12 protein-coding genes are annotated in these 12,560 nt (G+C 46.2%); 4 read left to right on the top strand and 8 right to left on the bottom strand.

Features of this window, described 5'->3' with window-relative positions:
• Positions 1-194: 194 nt before the first annotated feature.
• The 3 genes from AC1DXC_RS11045 to AC1DXC_RS11035 all read right to left on the bottom strand — a co-directional run bounded on the left by AC1DXC_RS11045 (position 195) and on the right by AC1DXC_RS11035 (position 3,084).
• A complete protein-coding gene (locus AC1DXC_RS11045; protein ID WP_477459211.1) occupies positions 195-1,733 on the bottom strand; it encodes an IS1182 family transposase in 1,539 nt (512 codons plus the stop codon).
• 140 nt (positions 1,734-1,873) lie between these two features.
• Positions 1,874-2,323 (bottom strand): DUF1569 domain-containing protein, encoded by a 450-nt coding sequence (locus tag AC1DXC_RS11040; RefSeq protein WP_477459210.1) that lies wholly within the window; start codon positions 2,321-2,323, stop codon positions 1,874-1,876.
• Between the two features lie 95 nt (positions 2,324-2,418).
• Entirely contained in the window at positions 2,419-3,084 is a 666-nt protein-coding gene (locus tag AC1DXC_RS11035; protein WP_477459209.1) for a LysE family translocator, read from the bottom strand.
• Positions 3,085-3,277: 193 nt separating this feature from the next.
• Between AC1DXC_RS11035 and AC1DXC_RS11030 the strand changes: the two genes are divergently transcribed.
• Both AC1DXC_RS11030 and AC1DXC_RS11025 read left to right on the top strand, forming a co-directional pair.
• On the top strand, positions 3,278-5,035 hold the full coding sequence (locus AC1DXC_RS11030; protein ID WP_477459208.1) for an MFS transporter: 1,758 nt from the start codon (positions 3,278-3,280) through the stop codon (positions 5,033-5,035).
• A gap of 92 nt (positions 5,036-5,127) precedes the next feature.
• Entirely contained in the window at positions 5,128-5,580 is a 453-nt protein-coding gene (locus tag AC1DXC_RS11025; RefSeq protein ID WP_477459207.1) for a deoxycytidylate deaminase, read from the top strand.
• Positions 5,581-5,681: 101 nt separating this feature from the next.
• Here AC1DXC_RS11025 and cmk read toward each other — a convergent pair whose 3' ends face one another.
• Entirely contained in the window at positions 5,682-6,356 is a 675-nt protein-coding gene (cmk, locus tag AC1DXC_RS11020; protein ID WP_477459206.1) for a (d)CMP kinase, read from the bottom strand.
• A 289-nt stretch (positions 6,357-6,645) separates the two neighbouring features.
• Here cmk and arfB point away from each other — a divergent pair, with 289 nt between their 5' ends.
• On the top strand, positions 6,646-7,056 hold the full coding sequence (gene arfB, locus AC1DXC_RS11015) for an alternative ribosome rescue aminoacyl-tRNA hydrolase ArfB (protein ID WP_477459205.1): 411 nt from the start codon (positions 6,646-6,648) through the stop codon (positions 7,054-7,056).
• A gap of 141 nt (positions 7,057-7,197) precedes the next feature.
• Here arfB and AC1DXC_RS11010 read toward each other — a convergent pair whose 3' ends face one another.
• From AC1DXC_RS11010 to AC1DXC_RS11000, 3 genes are all read right to left on the bottom strand, one after another.
• Entirely contained in the window at positions 7,198-8,151 is a 954-nt protein-coding gene (locus AC1DXC_RS11010) for a lipid A deacylase LpxR family protein (RefSeq protein WP_477459204.1), read from the bottom strand.
• 81 nt (positions 8,152-8,232) lie between these two features.
• Entirely contained in the window at positions 8,233-8,772 is a 540-nt protein-coding gene (locus AC1DXC_RS11005) for a hypothetical protein (protein ID WP_477459203.1), read from the bottom strand.
• Positions 8,773-8,886: 114 nt separating this feature from the next.
• On the bottom strand, positions 8,887-11,610 hold the full coding sequence (locus tag AC1DXC_RS11000; RefSeq protein WP_477459202.1) for a carboxypeptidase regulatory-like domain-containing protein: 2,724 nt from the start codon (positions 11,608-11,610) through the stop codon (positions 8,887-8,889).
• 102 nt (positions 11,611-11,712) lie between these two features.
• Between AC1DXC_RS11000 and AC1DXC_RS10995 the strand changes: the two genes are divergently transcribed.
• A complete protein-coding gene (locus tag AC1DXC_RS10995) occupies positions 11,713-12,195 on the top strand; it encodes a CYTH domain-containing protein (RefSeq protein WP_477459201.1) in 483 nt (160 codons plus the stop codon).
• 69 nt (positions 12,196-12,264) lie between these two features.
• On the opposite strand, the gene AC1DXC_RS10990 is transcribed toward AC1DXC_RS10995, so the two are convergent.
• On the bottom strand, positions 12,265-12,477 hold the full coding sequence (locus AC1DXC_RS10990) for a hypothetical protein (RefSeq protein WP_133235335.1): 213 nt from the start codon (positions 12,475-12,477) through the stop codon (positions 12,265-12,267).
• Positions 12,478-12,560: the final 83 nt, after the last annotated feature.

Raw genomic sequence — 12,560 nt, 5'->3', positions numbered from 1 at the left:
CCAGCCCCCTGAAGGGGGAGTTTTTGAAAAGCTAATTCAATGATAAAAAAGAGGCCGTCTCATAAGTAATTATGAGGCGGTTTTTTTATTGGCATCAGTTCACATTGGGCTATTAGGGATCAAAGCTATACTGATGAAAAAAGTCTTTGAGCGAATGTTTAGCGAGCGCTTTGAAGGTGAAAAGAAGAAAAGCCCTATGCTTTCCATTTTCTGAGGTTATGTGCGATAGAAAGCAACCCGATTTCGACCTCTGTTTTGGTTAATCCCTTGAGCAGGAACCTACGGAACCCATGATTGCTTTTGATCTGGCCGAAGACTGGTTCCACATCAACCGGTCGTTGCTTGCGGTATTTGATGCCTTGTTCTGTATTAAGCCGCTCTTTGGTTTGCTGCTTATGTTTTCTAAGGCTATGGTTTACTTCGGCGATACGGTGTCCCTGGCTTTGGTGGCAAACGCCCCGCATTGGGCAGCCCCGGCAGTTCCCGGCCTGGTACCGGCTAATGAGTTGTATGTACCCGGATGAGGTTATTCGTTGCCCGTCCCCGATGTGCTTCATTTTTTGGCCCATCGGACAAATCAGGCAGTTATCTTGTTCATTGTAGTGCAGTGCATCGTTGCTAAAGGCTTTTACCCCTTCTTTTTGTTCTTTATCGAAAGTGTTGTACTTGATATAGGCATCAATATGTTTTGCTTTTAATAAACTATAGTTCTCGTCCGAGCCATAGCCCGCATCTGCTACAACTGCTTTAGGCTTTTGCTGGTACAAAGCCTCGTACCCATCAAGGTGGGAAGCCAGGGTTTGGTAGTCATTGGTTGTTTGGTGCAGAGAGTAGTTCAGAATGAATTGCCGCTGGGTACTGATCTGAAAATTGTAAGCCGGCTTGAGTTGACCGTTCAGCATATGGTCTTCTTTCATCCGCATGAAAGTGGCATCGGTATCTGTTTTAGAATAACTGTTCCGGCCAGCCAGCAGCTTTTCCTGCTCTTCATACCTGGCCAGGTTCTCCGGCCAGTGCTTTTTAGCATAGTTTAGTTTCTGGCGAACCTTGGGGCTAACATCTTCTTTGTTTTCCAGCACCGCATTGATCTTTGCAATCGCCTGTTTTACTTTTTCAGGATTGATTTGCTCATATTCAACAGGCGAGGCATCTTTCAATTCTTCGGCAGCGATACCCTGGGCATACTTCCATAGTTCATCTAACTGCGTTTTGATCTTCTCTTTATGGTGTTTGATGCCCTTACCCCACACAAAAGTGTATTTGTTTGAGGCTGATTCGATCTTGGTGCCATCGGTAAATACCACTTCTTTCAGGGATACGACACCCTGCTCTGCTAAAAGAAAAACAATCTGAGAGAAGATCTCCTTTAAGATACCTGATAGCTTTTCATTACGGAAACGGTTGATGGTATTATGGTCGGGCTTTGCCATTCCGCATAACCACATAAAATGAACGTTCTGTTTTACCTGGTCTTCCAGTTTACGACTTGAATAGATATTGGTCAGGTAACCATAAACCAGTACTTTCAGCAACAGGCGTGGATGATAGCTGGATGCGCCACCACCTTTATACTTGCGGTTGATCGGTTTGGTATCGACCTGGTCGATCACTTGTTGTACAACCCGGACCGGATGTCCTTGAGGTATCAGTTCTTCTAAACTGTACGGCAGTAGTGTCAGTTGATCCGGCGCATATGGCTTAAAGACCACCGTTGATGATTTCCCCTTTCCCATGCCTTTAAGTTACGGAAAATCTCCCTAAAACAAAAAGAGGCTGCCCTTTTGAGACAGCCTCTTCCTATTTTAGTCTTAACACTTATTTCTTGTCGTCTTGATGCCAAATCCTGCTCCCCTTTCAGGGGGCTGGGGGGGCACTATATATTAAACTGCTTAAAATGGTGGTCCAAATGCTTGTATTGTAGCTGGTCCCATTCATGAGTAGTTAAAGCGCCAAAAAACGGGTGCGGCTTTTTGGTGATGGCTTCGGGGCCGCCGGCTGCCATGCGGCTGATGTAGGCGGCAAGTTTCTCTTTCTCCGTACCGAAATCCGGCTGGTGCTTTATGCGAGCCTCTTTAAAGGTGGGCAAATTCTTATCGAAAGGTGCATCACTCAATAACTTCTTCTTGGCTATTTTACCGAAAAGGAAACCGATGATGCCGCGTTTAACTACCAGTTCTTCGAAACCTAATTTGATGGGTACCTGGCAGTGCGCCACCATTTGCGAGGCATTCATTTTACCCCAAAGGGCAGGGGAGGTTGGTGTTAACTTATCGAGCCGGGCAAGCAGCTCCTGGTTGTCTGCGGTATTGTATAAACTTTTCATTGTGCGCGATTAGGTGATTTTTTTTGTAAATATACCCGGAAGATGCGCAGAAAAGATGAAATGTTAAAGAAGAGGTTATAAAAATCCTATGATGTTTAGCTATGCGTCTCTGTTCCCGGTGGCGAGAAAACATAGTGGGTAACCAGCCTATCAACCAACACCAGCGATGCGATGATTAAGGCAATGCCGGCCACCTGGTTTAGGCGATGCACCAGTCTTACCGATATCTTGTCGCGCAGCTTATCGGCATAAAAAGCCTTGGTGGTATCCAACCCGAACTGCACCACCAGGATGGTGATGAACATAATGGCTATTTTGAGGGTGCGATTATGTACGCCGCCATGGTAAACCGTACTGGCAGCGCCTATTACTACCGTCCAATGAAATAGGATGGTAGGGTTGAAAATGCACATCAAAAAGCCTTTGAAGAAGTACCCGGCACGGTCTACGGCCGAGGGTACAGTGTTGGAGTAATTAACGTCGCTTTTCTTGAAAAGATAATAAACGCCTACGGCAAAAAGTATCAGGCTGCCTAAAACGCCTATCAGGGTTTTGGTTTGCGGCGCTACGGTAAACAACTGCGAACCAAAGAGTATAGCCCCCACGAACACCACATCGCTGCAAACCACCCCGAGAGCCAAAGCTACGCCTGCATGGAAGCCTTTTTCGATACTGGTTTTAATTAAAGCGAAAAAAACCGGGCCGGTTAAAAATGTTAATACCAATCCAAACCCAATCCCCGAAATAATGGCTTCTATCATTAAGTTAGGCGTATATATTGCTTTCTATCCAGTTAAAAAAATCAGGACACTAATATGCAAACTTTTATCTGTTAAACACAAAACATAACGTTGTGATTTATATTTTGAAAAAATTAATGCCTAATTATAAAAAATGAATTAAGTTTAGTGCTTCAAACTTACCAAGTTTATTACTATAACCTATATTTTAAAAATGGAACAAAACAACTCAAAGAGTAATGGGTCGGCGTTGTACACGCTGGTAACTGTATTCTTTTTCTGGGGCTTCCTTGCAGCTTCGAACGGGATTTTCATACCTTTCTGCAAAGCTCATTTCCACCTCTCACAATTCGAATCGCAACTGATCGATTTTACTTTTTATGGCGGCTATTTTATCGGCTCGCTTATCTTGTACTTTGCTTCGGCAGCAACTAAAATCGATATCCTGAATAAGATGGGTTATAAGAACGGTATTATCTACGGCCTCCTTATTTCTGCTGTAGGCGCCTTGATTATGGTGCCCGCCATCGGATCCGGCTCGTTCGCCTTTATATTGTTTACTTTCTTTGTTATCGCATTAGGTTTTTCATTACAGCAAACTGCGGCTAATCCGTTCGTAGTAGCCCTTGGCAGCGCTGAAACAGGTACGCACCGATTGAATTTTGCGGGTGGCGTAAACAACTTCGGTAGTATTTGGGGGCCGGTTATCGTAGGCATCGTGCTTTTTGGTTCCGCCTCGAAGAAGATAAAGCCAGAGGATGTGCAGATATCATCGGTAAACAACCTGTATTACATACTTGCCGGTTTATTTATTGCGGTAGCGATATTCTTCTGGGTATCTAAACTGCCAAAAGTAACCAGCGATGAAAAAATAGAGCCCAGCAACAAGGCCAACAAGCCATTAGCTATCATTTTCCTTGCCTTCCTGTTGATATTAGCCGCAGGGCCTGTTAGTACCTATTTTGGCGACAAAGCTGCAAAAGAAAATAACATAACCGTAAATGCTACTTTGTTTAAAGAGCATGGTGGTGAAACATTAGAGCAAATAGAAAACATAAAAAAAATTACGCCTCAAGAAAAGGCCGACTTCGTGTTTTATGTAAAGCATGTAAACCAATACAAATCGTACATGGTTTATGCTTCACTTGCCATTATATTGATTACCCTGCTTTCTACCATAGCAACCAGCAGCAAGCATAAAGAAGGCTGGGGTGCCATGCAGTACCCGCAGCTTATATTGGGCATGCTGGCCATATTTACCTATGTAGGGGTTGAGGTTACCATCCAAAGCAATATGGGTGCATTGTTAGAGACCAAAGACTTCGGCGGTTTAAAAACCGATGAGGTAGCACCATATATTTCGCTTTATTGGGGTAGTTTGATGATTGGCCGTTGGACAGGTGCCATCGCCGCTTTCAACTTATCTAAGATTGCCAAATTCCTTCTTACGGTAGTATTGCCTTTTGCGGCATTTGGTGTTGTGCTTTTAGTTAATGGCATCAGCGGTGTGCACATAGCACAATTTTATCCTTATGCAATTTGTGTAGCTGTGCTTGTAATAGGGTTTCTTGCCGGCGATCAAAAGCCGGTACGTACGCTCGCGTTATTCGGTATATTGGGTGCTGTATTCATGCTGATAGGTTTATTCACTACCGGCATAATCGCAATATTTGCATTCATTAGTGGTGGCTTATGCTGCTCTATCATGTGGCCGTCTATCTTTTCGCTATCGGTTACCGGTTTGGGCAAATACACCAGCCAGGGTTCTGCATTTTTGATCATGATGATTTTGGGCGGTTCTATCATCCCGCCGGTGCAAGGCATACTGGCCGATACTGCAGGTATCCACCACTCGTACATCATACCTGTTATCGGCTTTGCTTACCTTGCTTTCTTTGCATGGAAAGCCGGTTCGATATTAAAAGGACAAGGCATAGATGTGGATAACCTGGAAGCAGGCGGTGGGCACTAATTTTTTGTTCATTGGGTCATTGAGTCATTCGCTTCGCTGTCACTAGCATTGTAGGCAAAATGGCTCAATGACGCAATGACTCAATGATACTTATGAACAAACCCACTTTCGACCATATTTTCATGAACCTGGCTACCGACCTGGCCAAGCGCTCGCACTGCGTTAAGGCACAGGTAGGTGCTGTGTTGGCTAAGGATACGCGCATCATCTCCATTGGCTATAACGGCCCGCCCGCAGGTACCCACAATTGCGATGAGGAGTTCCCGGAGCACGGCTGCGCACGCGACTCTAAGGGCAGTTGCTCGCTTGCCCTGCATGCCGAGGAGAACGCCATACTCTACGCCGTAAAGAATGGTGCCAACCTGGAGGGCGCTACCTTATACACCACGCTATCGCCATGTTTGCCGTGCGCAAGGCTTATCTTTTCTGCCGGCATCAAGCAGGTTTACTTCGATAAATCTTACGCGCAATACAAAGGCCTGGCCAGTGATGAGGGCGTTGATTTTCTGAATAAGTTTGGGGTGAGCGCGGTGAAGGTTGTTTGAAGTTGAAACGTTGGAAAGTTGCAATGTTGAAAGGTTAGGAGAACCAGTGTAGTAGCACAATGTCTAATCAACGGAATCATTTAATCAATAAAATCAACGATTCAGACAATCAACGGCTCCACCTTATCCAATGCAAACTGCAGTTGCTGCTCGGGGGTGAGATTGGTGTTATCTAATATAATGGCATCTTCGGCGCGTACCAGGGGGCTTTCGGCGCGGGTGGTGTCGGCGTAATCGCGGTGGGCCAGGTTCTCAAATACCTCTTCCAGCGTAACCTCCGGGTTCTTGGGATGTATCTCTTTATAACGGCGTTCGGCGCGTACTTTTGGGTCGGCGGTCATGAATAGCTTTACGGGCGCATGCGGAAACACGGCGGTGCCTATGTCGCGGCCATCCATCACGATGTTTTTTGATTTGCCCATGCGCTGCTGCTGCTTTACCATTTCGCGGCGCACCTCTTTAAGGGCCGATACCGCGCTTACCTTTTCAGATACCGGCATCTGGCGTATCTCTTCAGATACCTCCTCATCGTTCAGCAGGATGTGCGATTCGTAATCGCGCGAGTGGAAGTTGAGGTGGATGTTTTTCAACGCCTGCTCTATCTGCGCATGATCGGCCATATCTACGTTGTTCCGCAGGAAATACAGCGCAACGGCACGGTACATGGCACCGCTATCAACATAAATAAAATGGAGTTTTTTGGCCAGTGCCTTGGCCAGCGTGCTTTTGCCGCATGATGAGTAGCCATCTATCGCTACTATAATGTTATTGCTCATCGGGTGCGAAGTTACGTTTTTTTGCCCGCCTTTTGCAATTGCATAGTATTCGACCGGGCGCAGCTGTTCCACTTTTAATGTGGAGCACTTATTTTTAACTTAGTATTGATAGTCAAACAGTTATAGTTTTTTGTGGAACACTTTGGAACATCCCTGCTGTTGATATAAACCTTGTAATTTGTTTATTATTAATAGGTTAAGCAAATGCTGCTTCGTCCGATTTTTTGAGGTGGAACACCCTTTGGAATACCTCCGCCACGCTCATCAACTAATTTATTAAATTCGCGCTATGAATTTTGATAAGGCCGGGCTGCAGAAAACAATCAGCTATAAAACATCGCGCAGCGGCGGAAAAGGCGGGCAAAACGTAAATAAGGTATCCAGCAAGGTAGAGCTGTTGTTCGATATAGAAAACTCGGTGCTGTTTACCGACGAGGAGAAACTATTGCTTAGCCAAAAGCTGCAAAGCCGTTTCAATAAAGACGGGCTGGTGCAGGTGGTTTGCGACGAGGAACGCAGCCAGTACCTCAATAAAGAGATAGCCCTCGAACGCCTAATGGTGTTGCTTGCCAATGCGTTGGTTAAACCCAAAGTGCGCAAGAAACTTAAAGTAAGCAAAGCCGCCAAACTGGCCCGGCTGGACAACAAAAAAGCCCAGGCCGACAAAAAAGCTACCCGCAAAAGGGATTTCGATTTTTAATTAAACCTGTACGCATTAGCTTTAAGAAGGCTAATCCCAACCCTTTCTCCCGAAGAAAATAGCTGAAATTCCAGGTTTTTTATGCCCCTTTTTTGTAAAAAAGGGGTCTGTTTAGCCGTGAATTTCCGTGAATTTCGACTTTTAATTAAACCTGTACAATAGCGTGGCCGAACCCCATTGATGGGCATGCGCCATATATTTTACGTCGCGCGTGTTAAATATGGCTGCTAAGCCGTACACAAACCTGCCGCTTACGTAATTTACGCCCACCTCATTGCTGAAAACAAAATGGCGGATGTCTTTGGTCACTTCCATGGTGCCGGGCACAGGGTGGTCTTTAAACATGCTGCCTTGTATAGTGGCATCATAACCTACCACATTGGCCTGGGGCTTGTAATACAAGAAAAATTCGTGCTCATGCAGCAGGCTGTTCTTACCTTTAGAAACTGTGCTTTGCGTGCTGGCCGACTGGAACAACTGGTTTAAGTTGCCGAAACGGAACAGTAAGCCCGTGCCTGCACCAACAAAGCCGGTGCCCAGGTTGGCGTACGAAGCGCTGGTGACATCTATCCAGCCATCGCGGCCGATGAGCTTATTGTACTCGCCACCTATGTTTAAAACAAAGCTGTTGCGTACCTGGTATTCCCAGCCCTCGGGCGGGTAAAAGCCGAAGGTGCGGTGAATGGACTCCTGTATGCCCTGGCCGCCTGCTGCGGGGCCGATAACGCCAACTTTGGCACTCAGTTTTAAATTACTTTCGTTTTTGTATAGTAGGTTTAAGGATGCGCCTGCGTATAGGTAGCCCGCAAAAGGCCTATCCAGATAGTCGACCGATGGTATGGCGGCAGATTGCGGGTTGAATAGCTTTTGCCCGACTTCCAGGCCGAACACCTTATTGGCTAGTTTATCATTCTTGCTTGCATCTAAGGCGGCGCGGTAATAGGCAAATATACCGTTGGTATAGTACCTATCGCTGCCCTGTGCCAAAAACGAATCATTATCAGATTGCAGGCCGAATTCGTGGCCACGGGTTTGCGCAAAGGCGCTGCTTGCTGCAAACAGGCAGGCGGTAAAAGCTAATAGTTTAATTTTCATCAAAGGGTTATAAATAAGCTTCGCTAAATTAAAAAAAGGCTTAACAATTTCGCCGTGTTTATTAAAAACAATACCCGAAGCTCACATAGGGCCATGGTACAAACTGCTCCGAATTGATAATCGGGCTAACGCCCCCCTGAACATAAATCCGCCATCGGCAGGCTGGTAGCGGTAGCCAAAGTTTAAGCTGCCAAAAATCCCACTTTCGTTATTGCGACCATAGTAGATATCGTTTGTGCCGTCCTCGTAATTATACGAGGCATTAAAAAACACGGTATTAGAGTTTACGTTATAATACGTTATACCGGCACCTACTTCAAAATACTTGCCTTTTTTCCCTAATAAGTAATTTATAACAACGGGCACGGTAAAAAGGTGATCGCCGCCATCGGCAAAATAGCTTATGCCTATGCGGCCACCAAGGCCATCCTGCCGGTTTTTAAAACGAGTATCGTAGTTGGCAGAATATACGGCACCCGGGCCCAATAATTCAAAATAAATACTTTGCGCCTTTTTGACGGCGTAACTGTTTTGAATAGAATCTGCCGGGGATATTTTTTGCGCAAACGCAGTGGAACCAAGTATTGTAAACAAGGCAATAATAGGTAGTAGTTTAAACATGATAAGGATTTAACTTAATGGAATATAGTTGAGATATTATGATTTGGTTTTAAGCCCCACAAATATACAGCATGAGTATCTGCACGTTATATTTTGTGGGGCTTAAAACCGGTATTACTTTACTGTATAGCGGTACACATACCTGCCCAGGTTGCCTTCGGTGTCCATACCTTCTATAATGGCTTTGTAGGTGCCGCGGCCATCGGCATTGTAAAACTCTACAAAGGTGGCACCGGTTACCTTATCGGTAAGCACTTTTGGGCTCCAGAAAACGGTGCTGCGTAAATCGCCGCCAAAGGTGCCTGGTTTGGGCACATCATACTTGGGCGAATAAAACTCTCGTGCAACGGCATAGCCTGTTGGCATTATGGTTAGGATATTTGGTGGTGGTATCAATTCCTGCAAATCGGCAAAAGAAATCTTGGTGCCTTTTTCCTGCTTTTTAAGGTTGATCTCCACGATGCCCGAGGTGCCGTACAAATCGTCGATACCGCTGAGGCCAGGCGTTTTGAATACCTCTACCGATTCTACATTGCTGGTGGCTACGCCATTCAGGTACAGCAAATCTACCGGCATGCCGTTCACGAAGATTTGTAACGGCTTTTTATCCTGGCTGTTGTAGTTCTTCATGAAATAGATCTTATTCTGATCTATCGTAGTGCCCAATATATAGCTTTGCAGGCACAGTGCCAGGTTGGTGCAATTGCGTAGCGACGAACCGGCGATCTGCTGATCGGCCAGCATGGGCAGGCCTGTAAAAGCGGGGAAGTCGTTATGACCCACTTTTTTTGCAGGGGCGGCCTTTATCACTACCTCTTTCAACTGGTGCAGGTTGTTGAATTGCTTTAAGCTATTCAGCAGGAAGTTCTTCATCGTGGTATCTATATTGGCCACTTCATCAAAAGCCATATTATTCCTGGTTGGCAATTGGTAGGTTTCGGGGTTGGCGGTTACCACCAGATTTTTGCCGTTTGCATTGGCCCGGGCGGTGATAATAACCTTAGATGAATCGTTGAAGTTGAGTTTAGAGAAATGGTAGTTGCCCACCATATCGGTAACGGTTTCGGCATAAAAATTACGCGATGGTATTTGCAGGCGCAGGTAGCCTTTGGCTATCGTCATGCCGGTGTTGTTGCGCAGCACGCCACTTATCTCCAGCCCGTTCTGCTCGGGGAAAACGGTAATCTGCGGCACTTTATCCGTTATTACGTTGCGGTAACTCAGGCGGCGGTAGCCCTGCGTAAGCATCAAAATATCCAGGTTTTCGGCGGCGTTGGCATCCTTGCTAATGAAGTAATAGTTTGGCTTTTCGATGTAGCCCTTCAGGTCAGACGTGAGCAGGGTACTGGTTAGTATAGTGGTTTCGGCGTCATCGTCGAACGGTACTTTCGTTTCGTCTATAACCGACACCGAGAAGGTGCCCGCAACCGGCAGCGCCTTGTTTTTGGCGGTTATGGCCAACCTCACCTTTTGCCTGATGGCGTACGATTTGCTGGCCGAGTTGATGTTGAGGGTAAGAGCATCGTTATGCTGGATGAAAACCACACGCTCGCAAAGGGCAACGCCATGGTCTGTGAGCAAGGTAAGCTGTACAATACCGGTAGGGAACTTATTTTTGGGGATGCTGGCGCTGTAAATAGGCGCATCTAACTTAGTTTGCGCGGCAAAATAAACCGCGCCGCCGTTTTGGGCAATAATATAATACAGCTTGCCCTGGTTAAGCGGGAAATAGGTAGGGTTGGCGGATATTTTGATGTTGAGGTTATCGCCATCGTTATTGAAAACCGAAAGGTTTATGCCCGATGCCCTGATGCGCGGCAAATCATAAGTGCCTTTGCTGCCATCGGCATATTCTATATTGGCTTTATAAGTCTTGCCGGTTTCAGGCATCAGCGCAAATATACCCATGCCCAGGTGCTGCGAGGCCAGGTTGGCCACTACATTGCCATCATTATCGGTTACGGTGCCTTTTATATTAATGCCCAGCCCATTGCTGTTGATGGCTTTAAAAGCTACTTTAGAGCGCACGCCGGTGATCAACTCGCCGCCTTCGGGGAAAAACTGGATATCTTTATCAGAAGCCGCTGCTTTAAGCGGGAAGGTGCGCGTTACGCTTGTGCGGTTGCCCATATCAATTATGGCAATCAAATTGGCCCCTTTTAAAGCTGTAGCCGCACCGCTGAATTCGGCGTTCAGCAAGCCGTTCTGGTCGGTAGTGCCTTTGCCTTTGCTTAGCTCCTCGTTATTGGCCACAACCGTCCAGCTTACCTTTTTCCCGGCCAGGGCAAGGCCCTCCTTAGGGTCGAAATAGGTGATTCCCGCGTTTACTTTGGTAAGGCCCGCTGCTGCTGTTGAGGTAAAGGCGATGTTGGTGGCTACGGTTTTATCTACCGCGTTGCCAATTACCAGGTTTTTATTGAAGAAGTAGTCCGGGTCGTAATTGCGCATATAGGCGGTATAGGCCCGCAAGTGGTAGTTGCCCTGCTTAAATTCGGCAGTTGTAAGCCCAATATTGCCATTGGCCACGCCATTTACCACGGGCAGCTTAAGGTACCGCATCAAAGAGTCCTGGCTGTTGGCAATATCCACATAAACAATATTGCTTAATATGGTTGGCGAGTGCTGGTCAATAGTTACATAGGCTTTAAACCAAATGGTATCGCCGGCGGCATAATATGGCTTATCCAAATGCAGGTAAACCTTCTCGAAAGGGTAGGAGGTGATGAGCTTGGTTGTTTTAGCAACTATGGTGTTGAGGCCAATCGTATCGCGTTGGGCAAATACAGGGGTGCAGGCTACGAGGAATAGTATAAAAAAAGCAAATCTTTTAAAGTTCATTTGTGTTGAAATGTGGCCGGGCTAAGATAAACATTTAGCTTTACGACGTGTTGAAAGCATGGGCGATTTAACATTTTATAACAGTATTGTTAGATAAATAGTATGGCAATAGAAATAGAACGGAAGTTTTTGGTTGATGGGGACTTGTGGGCGTCCTTGGGCAAACCGGCGGGTAAACTGTTTAAGCAGGGTTATATCCTTAGCGATGATAAGCGTACCGTACGCGTGCGCGTAACTGATGAGGCTGCCTACCTTACCCTTAAGGGCAGCACCACGGGCATCAGCCGCAACGAATATGAATACGTAATCCCCATTGCCGATGGCAACGAGATACTGGCCGGCCTAACGATATCGGCCATAGAAAAGATGCGGTATTTTATACCTTTTGGTAATCACCTGTGGGAAGTGGACGTGTTCAGCGGCGATAATGAGGGCCTGATAGTGGCCGAGATAGAATTGAGTAGCGAGGACGAAGCCTTCGAAAAGCCCGAATGGGTTACTACCGAGGTGAGCGACGACCACCGCTACAGCAACGCCAGCCTATCGGTAAGCCCTTATAAAGACTGGGGCGGCAAAAGCCTGTAAACGGCCTTGCTGTTAAAACAACAAAACCTGCTCAAATGGCAGGTTTTGTTGTTTTTGGTATAGTGCTATTTACCAGCCGCTGCCTTTTGTAGCTGCGCCTGATGCGATGTGCCCTTCTGCGGTAGCTTTACCCATTATAGCTGCCATTTTGTTTCCGTCTGCATCTTTACCGGTTGCAATGTAACGACCCGATTTGATATCGATAACAGGATCTATCATTGGAACATTCTTGGTTTTGGTTTTTACTGAATAGGCGGTAATGCCTCCTGATTGTGCTGCCATGTTTTTTAAGTTTTTTTAGTGTAAACTGTATTAATTGAAATTTGTTTTGTTGCCCGCCGTAATAATTTAGGTTTGCTACGGGC

The sequence above is a fragment of the Mucilaginibacter sp. P2_D11 genome, from assembly GCF_056404435.1.
The sequence above is the reverse complement of the archived record's forward strand: the minus strand, read 5'-3'. Positions and strand labels throughout refer to the sequence as shown.

Excerpts from the sequence above, each read along its gene's own strand:
- AC1DXC_RS11045 (WP_477459211.1), bottom strand. The coding sequence starts at position 1,733 with ATGGGAAAGGGGAAATCATCAACGGTGGTCTTTAAGCCATATGCGCCG.
- AC1DXC_RS11040 (WP_477459210.1), bottom strand. The coding sequence starts at position 2,323 with ATGAAAAGTTTATACAATACCGCAGACAACCAGGAGCTGCTTGCCCGG.
- AC1DXC_RS11035 (WP_477459209.1), bottom strand. The coding sequence starts at position 3,084 with ATGATAGAAGCCATTATTTCGGGGATTGGGTTTGGATTGGTATTAACA.
- AC1DXC_RS11030 (WP_477459208.1), top strand. The coding sequence starts at position 3,278 with ATGGAACAAAACAACTCAAAGAGTAATGGGTCGGCGTTGTACACGCTG.
- AC1DXC_RS11025 (WP_477459207.1), top strand. The coding sequence starts at position 5,128 with ATGAACAAACCCACTTTCGACCATATTTTCATGAACCTGGCTACCGAC.
- cmk (WP_477459206.1), bottom strand. The coding sequence starts at position 6,356 with ATGAGCAATAACATTATAGTAGCGATAGATGGCTACTCATCATGCGGC.
- arfB (WP_477459205.1), top strand. The coding sequence starts at position 6,646 with ATGAATTTTGATAAGGCCGGGCTGCAGAAAACAATCAGCTATAAAACA.
- AC1DXC_RS11010 (WP_477459204.1), bottom strand. The coding sequence starts at position 8,151 with ATGAAAATTAAACTATTAGCTTTTACCGCCTGCCTGTTTGCAGCAAGC.
- AC1DXC_RS11005 (WP_477459203.1), bottom strand. The coding sequence starts at position 8,772 with ATGTTTAAACTACTACCTATTATTGCCTTGTTTACAATACTTGGTTCC.
- AC1DXC_RS11000 (WP_477459202.1), bottom strand. The coding sequence starts at position 11,610 with ATGAACTTTAAAAGATTTGCTTTTTTTATACTATTCCTCGTAGCCTGC.
- AC1DXC_RS10995 (WP_477459201.1), top strand. The coding sequence starts at position 11,713 with ATGGCAATAGAAATAGAACGGAAGTTTTTGGTTGATGGGGACTTGTGG.
- AC1DXC_RS10990 (WP_133235335.1), bottom strand. The coding sequence starts at position 12,477 with ATGGCAGCACAATCAGGAGGCATTACCGCCTATTCAGTAAAAACCAAA.